The sequence below is a fragment of the Mycobacterium sp. ITM-2016-00316 genome (genome assembly GCF_002968335.2).
Taxonomy (GTDB): Bacteria; Actinomycetota; Actinomycetes; order Mycobacteriales; family Mycobacteriaceae; genus Mycobacterium.
On the sequence record NZ_CP134398.1, the window covers coordinates 1155619 to 1171719 of the forward strand.

Genomic DNA, 16101 nt, shown 5'->3' on the forward strand with positions numbered 1-16101 from the left:
TCAGGCTCGAATGACGCTGGGCCCCAGCGCTTCATAACGGTGTGCCTGCGCGATCGGGAACTCGGTGCCGGTGACGACGGTCTGAAAATCGGACACCTCGGCGAACCGGCAGAAGCTGGTCTGCCCGAACTTGGAATGCGCGGCGACCAGCACCCGGCGGGTGGCCACCCGCACCGCGGTGTGCTTCACCGCCGCCACCGCCGGGTCGGGGGTGGTGAGGCCGTGCTCGAGGTCGATCCCGTTGGTGCCCAGGAATGCCACGTCGATGACCAGGGAGCGCAGCCGTTCCAGCGCCCATTCATCGACGGTGGCAAGGGTTCTGCCCCGCATCCGCCCGCCCAGCAGCAGCACCGTGACGGTACTGCTGTGGGCCAGTGCCTCGGCGGCCAGCAGTGAGGCGGTCACGACCGTCAGGTTCTGCTCGGCCAGAAGTTCGGCGATCAGGCGGGGCGTGAAACCCTCATCCAGATAGACGGTTTCGGCGCCATGGAGTTCATTGGCGGCCGCCCCGGCGATCCGGTGCTTCTGCGCCAGATCCACCTGGCTGCGGTACTCGACGCCGGACTCGAACGCCACCGTCTCCAGCGGCACCGCCCCGCCGTGCACCCGTTTGAGCAACCGCCGGCCGGCCAGTACCTTCAGGTCGCGACGGATGGTCTCCGTCGCGACCTGAAGCTCCTCGGCCAGAGCGGGTACCTCGACACGCCCCCGAAGACGGGCGAACTCGACGATCTGGCGCTGGCGGCTGTCCGAATCCACGGTCACATTCTGGTCGGTGTCATTCCCCGGCGTTCAGCACGGCCTGGATTTCCTCGGCCGTGGTCGCCGCGCGGAGTTGGGCGACGCGGTCCTTGTCCAGGAACACGTGCGCGATCCGGGTCAGCAGCGCCATGTGGTCGTCCCCGGCACCGGCGATTCCGACGACGAACTCTGCGGGTTTGCCGTTCCAGTCGATGGGGTCGGGGTAGCGGACGAACGAGATCCCGGTGCGGCGGATCGCGGTCTTCGCCTCGTTGGTGCCGTGCGGGATGGCCAGGCCGTTGCCCATATAGGTGGACACCGACTTCTCCCGCTCGTGCATGGCGCCGATATAGGACGGTTCGACCGCTCCGGCGGCGACCAGCAGGGCGCCCGCCTCATCGATGGCCTGCGCGGCGCTGGTGCCGTTGCCGTTCAGCACGATCGAACCCACCGGCAGCGCGTCACCGCCGGTCGCGGGGGCCTCTTCGACGGCCGGGGCTGCGACGTCGCCGGCTGCGCCGCCGTTGGACCGCCGCAGTTGTTCGACGATCTCGTCGTAGCGCGGGCTGCTCATGAAGTCGTCGACGGACACGTGCACCGCCGACGCGGTCTTCTGGGTGGCCCGGTCGGTCAGATTGCGGTGGCTCACCACCAGGTCATAGGTGTCGGTCAGATTGGAGATCGCCGAGTTGGTGACCTTCACGTCACCGAATCCCGCCTGCTGGATCTTCTTGCGCAGCACCGAGGCGCCCATCGCCGAGGAGCCCATTCCTGCGTCACAGGCGAACACGATGGTCTTGATCGGGCCGTCGCCCGCACGCACCAGGGCCGCGGCGACGCTGGACTTCTTGCCCTTCATCGACTCCATGGACGCGGTGGCCGCGGCCAGATCCGGCTCATCGGTCGCCTTGTCGGTCTTGAGCAGGAAGGCCGCCACCAGGAAGGACACCGCGGCCGCGCCGAAGACCGACAGCGTGACGCCCAGGAAGCTGCCGCTGGCGGTCTGCGCGTAGACCGCGATGATGGAGCCCGGCGCCGCGGGTGCACGCAACCCGGATCCGAACAGCACGTTGACGAACACGCCGGTCATGCCGCCGAGGATGGTCGCGATGATCAGTTTCGGCTTCATCAGCACGTAGGGGAAGTAGATCTCGTGGATGCCCCCGAAGAACTGGATGATCGCCGCGCCGGGCGCCGAGGCGCGGGCGATACCGCGGCCGAAGAACGTGTAGGCCATCAGCAGACCGAGTCCGGGGCCGGGATTGGCTTCGAGCAGGAACAGGACGGACTTGCCCGTCTCCAGCGCCTGCGTGGTGCCCAACGGGGTGAGCACCCCGTGGTTGATGGCGTTGTTGAGGAACAGCACCTTGGCGGGCTCGATGAGGATCGAGGTCAGTGGCAGCAGATTGTTCTCGACCAGGAAATCGACCGCGTTCCCGGCCAGCCGGGTGAAGGAAGACACGATCGGGCCGATGCCGAAGAAGCCGAAGATCGCCAGGAACATCCCGAGGATGCCCGCCGAGAAGTTGTCCACCAACATCTCGAAGCCGGGCCGGATCTTGCCCTCCCACAACGCGTCTGCCTTCTTCATCAGCCAGCCGCCCAGCGGGCCCATGATCATGGCGCCCATGAACATCGGGACATCGGCACCGGTGACCACGCCGATGGTGGCGATCGCGCCGACCACCGCGCCGCGGTTGCCGTGGATCATCCGGCCGCCGGTGTAGCCGATCAGGATGGGCAACAGGTAGGTGATCATCGGGCCGACGATCCCGGCGCCGTCGTAGGCGCCCCAGCCGCCGAGCTTGGCCACCCAACCGTCGGGATCGCGCAACCCCGAGAAGATGGCCTGCAGCCAGCCCTGCTCGATGAACAGGGCGGTGATCAGGCCCCAGGCGATGAATGCGCCGATATTGGGCATCACCATGTTCGACAGCGCAGTGCCCAGCTTCTGCACCCGCACCCGTGCGCCGGTCCGCGGGGCGGCAGACGCTTCGACAGTGGACATCCGTTGACCTCCGGTTTTTGCGCCGGCCGCTTGGGTGATGCCGGTCACATGCACATCTAGTAATACGCACACTTGGGCAGAAATGCAAGCGATTCGGGCAAAAACGGGCAGTCAATTTTGTGGTTTTATGACCGTATTGCGATTAGAGTGCTGACTCAGCAGCTCCCTGGGATTGGCCGACGACCGAAAGGACCGCCCATGAAAGCCCTGCGTTTCTACGCCCCCGAGGATGTCCGGCTCGAAGACGTCCCGGAGCCGCAATGCGGCCCCGATGAGGTCAAACTGCGGGTGCGCAACTGCTCCACCTGCGGCACCGACGTCAAGATCTTCCACAACGGACACCAGAACCTGACGCCGCCACGGACCATCGGCCATGAGATCGCCGGCGAGGTCGTCGAGGTCGGGGCGCAGGTCAATGCGACCTACGGCAGTGACTGGTCAGTGGGTGATCGCGTCCAGGTGATCGCGGCCGTCCCGTGCGGCGAGTGCCATGAGTGCCGCAAGGGCTGGATGGCGGTCTGCCAGAACCAGACCTCGATGGGCTACCAGTACGACGGCGGCTTCGCCGAGTTCATGATCGTGCCCAGGCAGGTGCTCAAGGTCGACGGGCTCAACAAGATTCCGGACAACGTCGGTTTCGACGAGGCCTCGGCCGCAGAACCGTTCGCCTGCGCCATCAACGCCCAGGAGCTGCTCGGTATCGAGGAGGGCGACACCGTCGTGGTCTTCGGTGCGGGCCCCATCGGGTGCATGCACATCCGCATCGCGCGCGGCGTCCACAACTGCGGCCCGATCTACCTCGTCGACGTCAACGACGCCCGGCTGAAGATGTCGGCCGACGCCGTCAACCCCGACGGTGTCATCAACGCCGCCGATGTCGACGTGGTGGAGAAGGTCATGGAACTCACCGGCGGTCGAGGCGCGGACATCGTGATCACCGCAACCGCAGCCAATGTCGCCCAGGAGCAGGCCATCGCGATGGCCGCCCGCAACGGCCGCATCTCGTTTTTCGGCGGGCTGCCCAAGACCGATCCCACCATCACCTGCGACTCCAACGTCGTGCACTATCGCCAGTTGCACATCCACGGCGCCAACGGATCTGCGCCCGAGCACAACAAGCGCGCCCTGCAGTACATCTCCACCGGGCAGGTTCCGGTCAAGGACCTCATCACCCGCCGCATCCCGCTGGAGAACGTGCTCGATGCCTTCGACATCGTCAAGAAGGGCGAGGCGATCAAGGTGACCGTCGAGCCCTGATACCGGACCCGCGTTTCGGCGGAAGTCCGCGCATCATCCGCCGACGGCGACCAGATAGCCGCCGATGCCCGCGACGCATGCCGCCGCGCACAACGCCAACGTGCCGATCGCGAATGTCCATGCGGTGGCCCGCCGTATCAGCCGCATGATGGTCAGCACCGTGCCGGCGACCCACAACAGCGCGGCCGTGGTGAAGCCGGTGAACATGGCGGCCACCCCGGCGTCGATATCGCAACTCTCGGGCGGGCAGTGATCGGTGAACGCCATGAAGAAGATCCCGAAGAAGCCTGCCACTGCACCGCCGACGACGGTGAGCACCAGCGCCGTGATCGACACCGCGAGGTCGACGCCGGAGATCGGGCGCTTGGCCGGCGGCGGCGCAGGGTAGCCGTAGGTCATGGACGGCCACTCTAACCAGGGCGAGCCCAGCGACCTGCCCGGTATCGAACTTGTCGTCCCCGCGGTGAACATCGCGTCCCGGCAGCGCATCGGACATTTCGTCAGCCGGGCCGCGTTCGCGCGCTACCTGGACGCCTATCGCGCCGCCGCACCCGCCTGCGGCGCCCAGTTCGATGTGCCCACGAGTCTGGGCACCGTCCGCGTCTACCGCTACGACGGCCCGGCCGGCCCGATCCCGGTGCTGTTGCTGCCCGGCCGCGGCGCGGGCAGCCCGATGTGGCGCGCCAACCTCGCCCCGCTGGTCGCGCAGCGCACCGTGTTCAGCCTGGACCTGCTCGGCGACGCCGGGCTGTCGGTGCAGTCCGGGCCGATCACCGGTGCGGCTGACCAGGCCCGCTGGCTGGATGAGGTGATCGCGGGGCTGGGGCCGGCGCGGGTGCATCTGCTCGGGGTGTCGATGGGTGGGTGGCTGGCCGTCAATGCTGCGCTGCGGACGCCGGACCGAATCGCCTCGATCATGGTGTTGGACCCCGCGATGACCTTCGGGCGCATTCCCGCGAAAGCGGTGATCGCGTCGATCGCACTGGCGGTGCCGAGGTTTCCGGCCCGGCTGCGCCGCCGCGTGATGAGCTGGCTGGCGGACGGCGCCCCGGTCGACAAGACGCTGCCCGAGGCCGAGTTGTTGGACGCCGCGGCAACGGGATTCGTCATGTGCCAGCCGGCGCCGCGGATGTTCGATGACGACGCACTGCGCTCGCTGGCGCTGCCGGTGCTGGCGATCATTGCCGGCCGCAGCGTGATTCACCACCCTGCCCGGGCGGCGGCCAGGGCCCGGCGGCTGCTGGTGACGGGGAAGGTCGAGCTGTGGCCGGATGCCTCCCATGCCGTCAGCGGCGAGTTCCCGGACCGGATCGCCGAGCGGGCACTGGCGTTCTTCGATCGTGCGGACCGGCGCTGAAGCGATCGTGATGCGTAGTGGATCTCTAACCTGTCTTAGCGGCTTCAATGGTTGGTGTGGTCGACCCGGCAATGACTAACTTTTCAATTCGATGATGATGGTTAGTGTCATCGTGTCACCGGCGATCGGCCCCACAGATCTCCGAGTGCGCGTAACCTGTTGGCGCGCGCGCACATCGAATCGGAACGGGAGCTGATGCGGCACTACCACACCGCCGACGCTATCCGTGCCGCCGAAGCCCCGCTCCTGGCCTCTCAGCCCGACGGAGCATTGATGCGCCGGGCCGCCCACGGGCTCGCCACCGTCATCGCCCGTGAACTCGGCACCGTCACCGGACGGCGGATCTGCGCGGTGGTCGGCTCCGGGGACAACGGCGGCGACGCGCTGTGGGCGGCGACCCTCCTGCGTCGCCGCGGCGTGCACGCCTCCGCGGTGCTGCTCTCCCCGGATCGCACCCATGCCGCGGCGCTGGCCGCCTTCAGAAAGGCCGGTGGCCGGCTGGTGCAGAACATCCCGCAGGCAACGGATCTGGTGATCGACGGCGTCGTCGGCATCTCCGGCCGGGGTGGGTTGCGACCCGATGCCGCGGCCGTTTTCGATCGCTGCGGGGCACCCGTCATCGCCGTCGACATTCCGAGCGGGATCGACGTGCACACCGGCGCCGAAGACGGTCCGCATGTGCGGGCGGCCGTCACCGTGACCTTTGGCGGGTTGAAACCCGTACACGCACTGGCAGATTGCGGGCGAATCGAACTCATCGACATCGGACTGAATCTCGCGCCGTCTGATCTCCGCGGATTCGAGGCTGCCGACGTGGCCGCCCGCTGGCCCATCCCCGGCCCGCGCGACGACAAGTACACCCAGGGTGTCACCGGTGTGCTGGCCGGTTCGGCGACCTATCCCGGTGCCGCCATCCTCAGCACCGGTGCCGCGGTCGCCGCCACCTCGGGCATGGTCCGCTACGCCGGTAGCGCCGCACATGACGTGGTGAACCACTGGCCCGAAGTCATCGCCACCCCCGACACCGACGCGGTGGGCCGGGTGCAGGCCTGGGTGGTCGGGCCCGGGCTCGGGACCGACGAAAGTGCTTCTGCAACATTGCGTTTCGCGCTGTCCTCAGATCTCCCGGTGATCGTCGACGCCGATGCGCTGACCCTGCTGGCCGCCGCGCCCGAGCTGGTGACCTGCCGGTCCGCGCCGACGGTGCTGACCCCACACGCGGGCGAGTATCGGCGGTTGGCCGGGGCGGACGTCGGGTCCGATCGGGTCGGCGCGGCACGCACCCTGGCCCACGCCCTCGGGGCGACCGTCCTGCTCAAGGGCAATGTCACCGTCATCGCTTCCCCGACCGGACCGGTGTATCTGAACCCCGCCGGACAATCCTGGGCCGCCACCGCCGGATCCGGTGACGTCCTGTCCGGGGTCATCGGCGCGCTGCTGGCCGCGGGCGTCCCGGCCGCCGAGGCCGCCGCGATGGCCGCGTTCGTACACGCCCGGGCGGCCGCGCTGGCCGCCGCCGATCCCGGACCGACCGCCGCCCCGACATCCGCGGGGGGCATTCTCGCCCACCTGCGCGCCGCCATCGCATCAACGATCGGAAAAGGATGAACACATGAGCCGCAGGCACCACCCGCGCCCGCCGCATATCGCCCCCGCCTACACCGGACGGCTCTCGACCGACCCGGTGCCCGCGCTGCGACTGCCGGGCGAATCGATGGACCCGCAGGCGGCCTACCGCTACATCCACGACGAGCTGATGCTCGACGGCAGTTCGCGGCTGAACCTTGCCACCTTCGTCACCACGTGGATGGACCCCGAGGCCGAGAAGCTGATGGCCGAGACCTTCGACAAGAACATGATCGACAAGGACGAGTACCCGGCGACCGCCGCCATCGAGGCGCGCTGCGTGGCGATGGTGGCCGACCTGTTCCACGCCGAGGACCTGGTCGACGATGACGCCGCCACCGCAGTCGGGGTGTCCACCATCGGATCCAGCGAGGCCGTGATGCTGGCCGGCCTGGCACTGAAGTGGCGGTGGCGCGCAAAAGTCGGTGATGGCTGGAAGGGCCGCACGCCCAACCTGGTGATGGGCTCCAACGTGCAGGTGGTGTGGGAGAAGTTCACCCGCTACTTCGACGTCGAGCCGCGTTATCTGCCGATGGCCGAGGGCCGGTACGTGATCACCCCCGAGCAGGTGCTCGATGCCGTCGACGAGGACACCATCGGCGTGGTCGGCATCCTGGGCACCACCTTCACCGGGGAGCTGGAGCCGATCGCCGAGATCTGCGCCGCGCTGGACAAGCTGGCCGCCGACGGCGGGGTGGATGTGCCGGTGCACGTCGACGCGGCCAGCGGCGGGTTCGTCGTCCCGTTCCTGCATCCGGACCTGCAGTGGGACTTCCGGTTGCCGCGAGTGGTGTCCATCAACGTCAGTGGCCACAAATACGGGCTCACCTACCCGGGTATCGGGTTCGTGGTGTGGCGCAGCGCCGAGCATCTGCCCGAGGAGCTGGTGTTCCGGGTCAACTACCTGGGCGGCGACATGCCCACGTTCACGCTCAACTTCTCCCGACCGGGCAACCAGGTGATCGGGCAGTACTACAACTTCCTGCGCCTGGGCCGGGCCGGATACTCCCAGGTCATGCACTGTCTCTCGGACACCGCGCGCTGGTTCGGTGACCAGCTGCGCGACAGTGAGCACTTCGAGCTGATCACCGACGGTTCGGCCATTCCGGTGGTCAGCTTCCGGCTCAAGGGCGATCCGGGTTACACCGAGTTCGACGTCTCCCAGGCCCTGCGCGCCTCCGGCTGGCAGGTACCGGCCTACACGATGCCCGAGGGCGCCGAGGACGTCACGGTGCTGCGGGTGGTGGTCCGCGAGGGATTCTCCGCTGATCTGGCCCGGGCGTTGCGGGATGACACCATCACCGCACTTGAGCACCTTGACCAGCTCAAACCGGGTGGCCACTTCGACACCGTGCAGCCCTTCGCACACTGATCGCAGACTCGGCGCGAACAGGTCGGCGGCCTCGGCATGACAAAATCGAGTCAATGCACCCCACGGACCTGACCGCCCCGCCCGGCCCCACGGCCGAGGTGGATCTCGGCGCCATCGCACACAACGTGCGGGTCCTGCGGGAGCGGGCCGGCTCGGCGGCGGTCATGGCGGTGGTCAAGGCCGACGGCTACGGCCACGGCGCCGCCCCTGTGGCACGCGCCGCGCTGGCCGCCGGCGCCGCCGAAGTGGGCGTGGCGACCGTCGGTGAGGCCCTGGCCTTGCGCCGGGACGGCATCACCGCGCCGGTGCTGGCGTGGCTGCACGCCCCGGGCACCGACTTCTCCGCTGCGCTGGCCGCCGACGTGCAGATCGCGGTGTCCTCAGCCGGACAGCTCGACGACCTGGTCGATGCGGCCCGACGCACCGGGGTCACCGCGGTGACGACCCTCAAGGTCGACACCGGCCTGAGTCGTAACGGGGTGGCCGCCGCCGACCTGCCCAAGGTGCTGGTTGCCCTGGCGCACGCGGTCGCCGAGGGCACGGTGCATGCCCGGGGCATCATGAGCCACCTGGCGTGCGGCGACGAACCGGGCAACCCGATGAACGATCGGCAGGCCGCCCGTCTGCAGGAGATGCGTGAGCTCGCCCGCGAGTACGACGTCGACTTCGAGATCGCGCACCTGAGTAACTCGCCCGCGGCGATGACCCGCCAGGATCTGGCCTTCGACATGATCCGTCCAGGAATCGCGATCTACGGTCAGACCCCGATTCCCGCCCTGGGCAACATGGGCCTGCGCCCGGCGATGACGCTGAAAGCTCCGGTGGCGATGGTCCGCTCGATCAAGGCCGGGGACGGAGTGTCCTACGGGCACACCTGGATCGCCGAGCGAGACACCACGGTGGCGCTGATCCCGCTCGGTTACGCGGACGGGATCTTCCGCACGCTGAGCGGTCGGCTGCAGGTGTCCATCAACGGTCGCCGCCATCCCGGCGTGGGCCGCATCTGCATGGACCAGTTCGTGGTGGACCTCGGGCCCGGGCCCGTCGATGTCGGTGTCGGCGATGAGGCAATCCTGTTCGGCCCCGGTGATTCCGGCGAGCCGACCACCCAGGACTGGGCCGAGCTGATCGGCACGATCAACTACGAGGTGGTCACCGCTGTGCGGGGCCGCATCACCCGTGTCTACCGCGGCGAGATGGGCTGACACCGTTGGCCGACGACGATATCCGCCCGCCCGAGCGTTGGGCCGTGGCGCGCTGGCTGGCCGGGCTGGCCGGGCTGAGCGCCGTCGGCTCGGTGGCCGGGGTCTCGGTGGCCCGGTCACTGGCCCGCCGGGTCAGCGTGGAGGATCCCTACGCGCACGAGGATTTCGAACTGCTGCACGACGACCGCAGCGTGGTCGTCACCACCGGAGACGGGGTGCCGCTCGCGGTCCGCGAATGCGGGCCGGAGAACGCACCGCTGACCGTGGTCTTCGCGCACGGGTTCTGTCTGCGGATGGGCGCCTTCCACTTTCAGCGAGACCGGTTGGCCCAGCAGTGGGGCGATCAGGTCCGGATGGTGTTCTACGACCAGCGTGGGCACGGTCTGTCCGGAGACGCCTCGCCGGACACCTTCACCGTGCCCCAACTCGGCCAGGATCTGGAGTCGGTGCTCGCGGTGATGGCGCCGCGCGGCCCGGTCGTGTTGGTCGGGCACTCCATGGGCGGGATGACCGTGTTGTCCCACGCCCGCCAGTACCCACAGCGCTATCCCACCCGAATCGTCGGTGCCGCGCTGATATCTTCTGCCGCAGAAGGAATTTCGCGCTCTCCGCTGGGGGAGATTCTGCGCAACCCGGCGCTGGAGGCGGCCAGGTTCGTCGTCCGCTATGCGCCCGGACTGGTGCACCGCGGCCGCGGTGTGGCCCGCTCGATCATCGGACCGGTGCTGCGGGCGGCCTCCTACGGTGACGAGAGCGTCAGCCCGAGCGTGGTCGCCTTCAGCGAGCGGATGATGCACGACACCCCGGTGCACACCCTGGTCGGGTTCCTGCACGCCCTGGAGGTGCACGACGAAACCGACGGGCTCACGGCGCTGGCGAAGATCCCGACCCTGATCGCGTGTGGCGACCGTGACCTGCTCACGCCGCTGGAGTACTCACAGGACATGGCGGCGGCGTTACCCAAGTCCGAGTTGGTGATCGCCGAGGGTGCGGGACACCTCGTGCAGTTGGAGCAGCCGGAACTGATCGACGACGCGCTGGTACGCCTGGTCGAACGAGCCACCCCGTCCAAGCTGGTGGCGCTCACCCGCAGACTCAGGGAACGGGCCCGCAACCATGGCTGAGCGCACCGGCGGCACCGCCGACCTACCCACCCCGCAGGACACCGTCGCGCTCGGCGCGCGCCTGGGCGCCGTCCTGGGCGCCGGTGACGTGGTGGTGCTGTCCGGCCCGCTCGGAGCAGGTAAGACCATGTTCACCAAGGGAATTGCGGTCGCCATGGATGTCGAAGGTGCGGTCACCTCGCCCACCTACGTGCTGGCGCGGGTGCATCCTGCCCGTCGCGCCGGGGCGCCTGCCCTGGTGCACGTGGACATCTACCGACTGCTCGATCACGGAGGTGACCTGCTCGGCGAACTCGACTCGCTGGACCTCGACACCGACCTCGACGACGCCGTCGTCGTCGTCGAGTGGGGCGAGGGCCTCGCCGAGCGGCTCTCGGAGAACCATCTGGACATCCACCTCGACCGTGCCGCCGACTCCGAGATGCGCACCGCGACATGGCAATGGAGCAGCTCATGATCGTACTGGCGCTCGACACCGCCACCCCCGCCGTCACCGCCGGCATCGTCGAGGTGGGTGCGACGATCGCCACCCTGGCCGAGTGGACCATCGTCGACGCCCGCGCCCATGCCGAGCGTCTGACACCGAATGTGATTGCTGCACTTGCCGACAGCGGGAAGACCATGGCGGATCTGGAGGCCGTCGTGGTCGGTTGCGGGCCCGGCCCGTTCACCGGTCTGCGGGTCGGTATGGCCACCGCCGCCGCCTACGGCCAGGCGCTGGGCATCCCGGTGCACGGGGTATGCACGCTCGACGCCATCGCCCGCGCCACCCGCGGCGAGGTCCTCGTGGTCACCGATGCTCGCCGCCGCGAGGTGTACTGGGCGCGCTACCGCGACGGGGTGCGGGTTGCCGGACCGGCGGTCAACGCCGCGGCCGAGGTGAACGCCGACGGTGTGCAGGCGGTGGCCGGGTCGCCGGCGCTCGCCGCGTCGTTCGGACTTCCCGTCATCGGACCGGAGTTCCCGACCGCCGCCGAACTCGTGGCGGCCGTGCCGGATTGGAACCGGGAACCAGATCCCCTGATTCCGCTGTACCTGCGGCGCCCGGATGCCAAGACGCTGGCCGAACGAGGCCTGGCGTGACCGCATCCGACGACACCACGATCGACGCGCTGACCCGGGCCGATGCGGCCCGCTGCGCCGAGTTGGAGTCCCAGCTGTTCGCCGGCGACGACCCCTGGCCGCCGGCGGCGTTCCTGCACGCCCTGGACGGTAAGCACAACCACTATGTGGCGGCCCGCGATGAGGGCAGGCTGATCGGTTACGCCGGCATCTCGCGGCTGGGCCGGATCCCACCGTATGAATACGAGGTGCACACCATCGGCGTCGATCCGGCCTACCAGGGCCGCGGCATAGGCCGCCGGCTGCTCGATGACCTGCTGGGATTCGCCACCCGTGGTGAGGTGTTCCTGGAGGTCCGTACCGACAACGAGGCGGCCATCAACCTGTACAAGAGCGTCGGTTTCGCCACGGTGGGTGTGCGCAAGCGGTACTACAAGGTCAGCGGTGCCGACGCCTACACCATGAAGCGAGACCCGGCATGATCATCCTGGCCATCGAAAGTTCCTGTGACGAAACCGGAGTCGGTATCGCACGGCTCGACGACGACGGCACCGTCACCCTGCTGGCCGACGAGGTGGCCTCCAGCGTCGATGAGCATGCGCGCTTCGGCGGAGTGGTGCCCGAGATCGCGTCCCGGGCACACCTGGAGGCGCTCGGTCCGACCATGCGCCGTGCCCTGGACACCGCGGGCATCGCCCGCCCCGATGTCGTCGCCGCCACCATCGGGCCCGGGCTGGCGGGTGCTTTGCTGGTGGGAGTCGCTGCCGCCAAGGCGTATTCGGCCGCCTGGGAAGTGCCCTTCTACGCGGTCAACCATCTCGGCGGGCACCTGGCTGCCGATGTCTACGACCACGGCCCGCTGCCCGAATGCGTCGGGTTGTTGGTGTCCGGTGGCCACACCAACCTGCTGCATGTGCGCTCACTCGGTGAGCCCATCGTCGAACTGGGCAGCACCGTCGACGACGCGGCGGGGGAGGCCTACGACAAGGTGGCACGGCTGCTCGGCCTCGGTTATCCCGGTGGTAAGCCGCTGGACGACCTGGCCCGCACCGGTGACCGCGATGCGATCGTGTTCCCGCGCGGGATGACCGGGCCGCGCGATGCGCCCTATGTCTTCAGCTTCTCCGGACTCAAGACCGCCGTGGCCCGCCATCTGGAGCGCCACCCCGATGCGGCGCGCGCCGATGTGGCCGCCGGGTTCCAGGAGGCCGTCGCCGATGTGCTGACCGCCAAGGCGGTGCGTGCCGCCACCGATCTGGGGGTGTCGACGCTGCTGATCGCCGGCGGGGTGGCCGCCAACTCGCGGGTGCGTGAACTCGCCGAGCAGCGCTGCGCCGCCGCGGGGTTGACGCTGCGGGTGCCGCGGCCGCGGTTGTGTACCGACAACGGCGCGATGATCGCGTCGTTCGCGGCGCACCTGATCACTGCCGGAGCGCCGGCCTCGGGGCTGGATTCGGCCACCGATCCGGGGTTGCCGGTGGTCACGGGGCAGGTGGCATGAGCAGCGACGACACGTCGGCGTGGCAATGGTCGGGGATGTTTCCGATCACCTGATGATCGGTTCGCGCACGACGGGCAGCGGGCGCGGATCAGGATCTGCACAACCCAACCTTGAGCGCTAGCACTCTCATGTATAGAGTGCTAGGTGGCACGCGACCAACCGCAGCACCGGCACCCGCGACGACGGAGCGAAGGTACGGACGCAGGCCGAACACCTGAAAACCATGAGGACCCGGATCCGATCCGGACTCCTATACCCAACAAAGTGGAGGGCTCCCATCGTGGCAGTCAACATCAAGCCACTCGAGGACAAGATCCTCGTACAGGCCAACGAGGCCGAGACCACGACCGCTTCCGGTCTGGTCATCCCCGACACCGCCAAGGAAAAGCCGCAGGAAGGCACCGTCGTCGCAGTTGGCCCCGGCCGCTGGGATGAGGATGGCGAGAAGCGGATCCCCCTGGACGTTGCCGAAGGCGACACCGTCATCTACAGCAAGTACGGCGGCACCGAGATCAAGTACGGCGGCGAGGAGTACCTGATCCTCTCCGCGCGTGACGTGCTGGCTGTCGTCAACAAGTAAGCACTCGTGTACCGCCCCGGATGTCCCCGCCTTTGAGCGGGTGATGTCCGGGGCGGTATGCATTGCCCCCCGGCGCACGGGGGTTCGGCACATCAAAGGACATTTATGAGCAAGCAGATCGAATTCAATGAAACTGCGCGTCGCGCCTTGGAGGCCGGCGTCGACAAGCTCGCCGATGCCGTCCGCGTCACGCTCGGCCCGCGTGGCCGCCATGTGGTGCTGGCCAAGGCCTTCGGCGGCCCCGTGGTGACCAACGACGGTGTCACCATCGCCCGCGAGATCGACCTGGAAGACCCGTTCGAGAACATGGGTGCCCAGCTGGTCAAGTCGGTGGCCACCAAGACCAACGACGTCGCCGGTGACGGCACCACCACCGCCACCGTGCTCGCCCAGGCCATCGTGAAGGCCGGCCTGCGCAACGTGGCGGCCGGGGCCAACCCGATCGCCCTGGGCGCCGGTATCAGCAAGGCCGCTGACGCCGTGTCGGAGGCGCTGTTGGCCGCCGCCACGCCGGTCAGCGACAAGAAGGCCATCGCTCAGGTCGCCACCGTCTCGTCCCGCGACGAGGTCGTCGGCGATCTGGTCGGCGAGGCCATGACCAAGGTCGGCGCCGACGGCGTCGTCACGGTCGAGGAGTCTTCCACGTTGGAGACCGCACTCGAGGTCACCGAGGGTGTCGGCTTCGACAAGGGCTTCACCTCGGCGTACTTCATCACCGATTTCGATTCGCAGGAAGCGGTGCTCGAGGACGCGCTGGTGCTGCTGCACCGCGACAAGATCAGCTCCCTGCCGGACCTGCTGCCGCTGCTGGAGAAGGTCGCCGAGTCGGGTAAGCCGCTGCTGATCATCGCCGAGGATGTCGAGGGCGAGGCGCTGTCCACACTCGTGGTCAACGCCATCCGCAAGACGCTCAAGGCCGTCGCCGTCAAGGCGCCGTTCTTCGGTGATCGCCGCAAGGCGTTCCTGGATGACCTCGCCGTCGTCACCGCGGCGCAGGTCGTCAACCCCGACGTGGGTCTGGTGCTGCGCGAGGCCGGACTCGACGTGCTGGGCTCGGCACGACGGGTGGTGGTGACCAAGGACAGCACCGTCATCGTCGACGGCGCCGGCACCGCGGAGGCCATCGAGGGTCGCAAGTCGCAGCTGCGCTCGGAGATCGAGAACACCGACTCGGATTGGGACCGCGAGAAGCTCGAAGAGCGCCTCGCCAAGCTGTCCGGCGGCGTCGCGGTCATCAAGGTCGGCGCGGCCACCGAGACCGACCTGAAGAAGCGCAAGGAAGCCGTCGAGGACGCCGTCGCGGCGGCCAAGGCTGCTGTCGAAGAGGGCATCGTCACCGGTGGTGGCGCGGCACTCGTGCAGGCCCGCAAGGAACTGGACACGCTGCGCGGATCGCTGACCGGCGACGAGCTGCTCGGCCTCGAGGTGTTCTCCTCGGCGCTGTCGGCCCCGCTGTTCTGGATCGCCACCAACGCCGGGCTCGATGGCGCTGTCGTGGTGAACAAGGTCGGCGAGCTGCCCAACGGGCAGGGCTTCAACGCCGCCACGCTGACCTACGGCGATCTGCTCGCCGAGGGCATCGTGGACCCGGTCAAGGTCACCCGCTCGGCGGTTCTGAACGCTGCGTCGGTGGCGCGGATGATCCTCACCACCGAGACGGCTGTCGTCGAGAAGCCGGTCGAGCAAGAGGATGACGGCCACGGGCATCACGGCCACGCTCACTGATCTGTAGCACGAGAACACCCTCGGTCCTGTTGGGCCGGGGGTGTTTTCGTATGCGCCGGCGTCGACGGATTGACCTCAACATATGTTTAGGTCTGACAATGGTGTCATGTCGCTTCCCATTGCCCAGGTTCGCATCGCACGCCCCACCGACCGGCTATCCGACGTCGAGCGGTTCTACGCCGAACACCTCGGCCTACCGGTGCTCTATCGATTCGAGAATCACGCCGGCTACGACGGAGTCATGGTCGGGCTGCCGGGAGCGGATCAGCATTTGGAATTCACCAGTCACATCGATGGAAGCCCCTGTCCAGCACCGACTCTGGACAACCTACTGGTGCTGTACTTCCAATCTGAGGCTGAGATGTACGACGTTGTGCAACGTCTGGGCGCCGGCGGTTACGAGCCGGTGGAACCGGAGAATCCCTACTGGACGGATGTGGGTGCACTCACGTTCGAAGATCCCGACAAGTGGCGAGTGGTCCTGGTGCCGCGACCGGTCTTCTGAGCGCGCCTCGGTCACCCGATGGCCGGCTGCACCGCCAC

At 68.2% G+C, this 16101-nt stretch carries 16 protein-coding genes; 13 read left to right on the forward strand and 3 right to left on the reverse strand.

All coding sequences use genetic code 11. The features are described 5' to 3' along the window. Complete coding sequence (locus tag C6A86_RS05565; protein WP_105361991.1) at nucleotides 1-759, reverse strand: DeoR/GlpR family DNA-binding transcription regulator; 759 nt, start codon at nucleotides 757-759, stop codon at nucleotides 1-3. 19 nt (nucleotides 760-778) lie between these two features. Next, entirely contained in the window at nucleotides 779-2749 is a 1971-nt protein-coding gene (locus tag C6A86_RS05570) for a PTS mannitol transporter subunit IICBA (protein WP_105361990.1), read from the reverse strand. A gap of 198 nt (nucleotides 2750-2947) precedes the next feature. On the opposite strand from C6A86_RS05570, the gene C6A86_RS05575 reads away from it, so the two are divergent. After that, nucleotides 2948-4006 (forward strand): zinc-dependent dehydrogenase, encoded by a 1059-nt coding sequence (locus tag C6A86_RS05575; RefSeq protein WP_105361987.1) that lies wholly within the window; start codon nucleotides 2948-2950, stop codon nucleotides 4004-4006. 33 nt (nucleotides 4007-4039) lie between these two features. Here the strand turns inward: C6A86_RS05575 and C6A86_RS05580 are convergent, their stop codons facing one another. After that, complete coding sequence (locus tag C6A86_RS05580) at nucleotides 4040-4405, reverse strand: hypothetical protein (protein ID WP_105361986.1); 366 nt, start codon at nucleotides 4403-4405, stop codon at nucleotides 4040-4042. On the opposite strand from C6A86_RS05580, the gene C6A86_RS05585 reads away from it, so the two are divergent. The 12 genes from C6A86_RS05585 to C6A86_RS05640 all read left to right on the forward strand — a co-directional run bounded on the left by C6A86_RS05585 (nucleotide 4404) and on the right by C6A86_RS05640 (nucleotide 16063). Continuing rightward, a complete protein-coding gene (locus tag C6A86_RS05585; RefSeq protein ID WP_199196070.1) occupies nucleotides 4404-5363 on the forward strand; it encodes an alpha/beta fold hydrolase in 960 nt (319 codons plus the stop codon). The two genes, C6A86_RS05580 and C6A86_RS05585, sit on opposite strands and share 2 nt — an antisense overlap. 195 nt (nucleotides 5364-5558) lie before the next feature. Further along, nucleotides 5559-6971: an NAD(P)H-hydrate dehydratase gene (locus tag C6A86_RS05590; protein ID WP_105361988.1), complete on the forward strand. Its 1413-nt coding sequence runs from the start codon at nucleotides 5559-5561 to the stop codon at nucleotides 6969-6971. A gap of 4 nt (nucleotides 6972-6975) precedes the next feature. After that, entirely contained in the window at nucleotides 6976-8361 is a 1386-nt protein-coding gene (locus C6A86_RS05595; RefSeq protein WP_105361985.1) for a glutamate decarboxylase, read from the forward strand. Between the two features lie 53 nt (nucleotides 8362-8414). Continuing rightward, on the forward strand, nucleotides 8415-9566 hold the full coding sequence (gene alr / locus C6A86_RS05600; RefSeq protein ID WP_311101051.1) for an alanine racemase: 1152 nt from the start codon (nucleotides 8415-8417) through the stop codon (nucleotides 9564-9566). Between the two features lie 5 nt (nucleotides 9567-9571). Beyond that, complete coding sequence (locus tag C6A86_RS05605; RefSeq protein ID WP_233212949.1) at nucleotides 9572-10690, forward strand: alpha/beta fold hydrolase; 1119 nt, start codon at nucleotides 9572-9574, stop codon at nucleotides 10688-10690. Continuing rightward, nucleotides 10683-11147, forward strand: coding sequence for a tRNA (adenosine(37)-N6)-threonylcarbamoyltransferase complex ATPase subunit type 1 TsaE (gene tsaE, locus C6A86_RS05610; protein WP_105362683.1), 465 nt, complete (start codon nucleotides 10683-10685; stop codon nucleotides 11145-11147). Before C6A86_RS05605 ends, tsaE begins: the two co-directional genes overlap by 8 nt. Next, nucleotides 11144-11773 (forward strand): tRNA (adenosine(37)-N6)-threonylcarbamoyltransferase complex dimerization subunit type 1 TsaB, encoded by a 630-nt coding sequence (gene tsaB / locus C6A86_RS05615; RefSeq protein WP_233212950.1) that lies wholly within the window; start codon nucleotides 11144-11146, stop codon nucleotides 11771-11773. Before tsaE ends, tsaB begins: the two co-directional genes overlap by 4 nt. Next, nucleotides 11770-12234 (forward strand): ribosomal protein S18-alanine N-acetyltransferase, encoded by a 465-nt coding sequence (rimI, locus tag C6A86_RS05620; RefSeq protein ID WP_105362685.1) that lies wholly within the window; start codon nucleotides 11770-11772, stop codon nucleotides 12232-12234. Before tsaB ends, rimI begins: the two co-directional genes overlap by 4 nt. Next, nucleotides 12231-13253 carry a tRNA (adenosine(37)-N6)-threonylcarbamoyltransferase complex transferase subunit TsaD gene (gene tsaD / locus C6A86_RS05625; protein WP_105362686.1) on the forward strand — a complete coding sequence of 341 codons (1023 nt, stop codon included), beginning with the start codon at nucleotides 12231-12233 and terminating at the stop codon, nucleotides 13251-13253. The genes rimI and tsaD overlap by 4 nt, the downstream gene beginning before the upstream one ends. A gap of 277 nt (nucleotides 13254-13530) precedes the next feature. Continuing rightward, the gene (gene groES / locus C6A86_RS05630; RefSeq protein WP_036421278.1) at nucleotides 13531-13833 is read left to right on the forward strand and encodes a co-chaperone GroES; all 303 of its coding nucleotides are present in this window, start codon (nucleotides 13531-13533) and stop codon (nucleotides 13831-13833) included. A 105-nt stretch (nucleotides 13834-13938) separates the two neighbouring features. Further along, a complete protein-coding gene (gene groL / locus C6A86_RS05635; RefSeq protein WP_105362687.1) occupies nucleotides 13939-15558 on the forward strand; it encodes a chaperonin GroEL in 1620 nt (539 codons plus the stop codon). A 106-nt stretch (nucleotides 15559-15664) separates the two neighbouring features. Then, nucleotides 15665-16063: a VOC family protein gene (locus tag C6A86_RS05640; protein WP_105362688.1), complete on the forward strand. Its 399-nt coding sequence runs from the start codon at nucleotides 15665-15667 to the stop codon at nucleotides 16061-16063. Nucleotides 16064-16101: the final 38 nt, after the last annotated feature.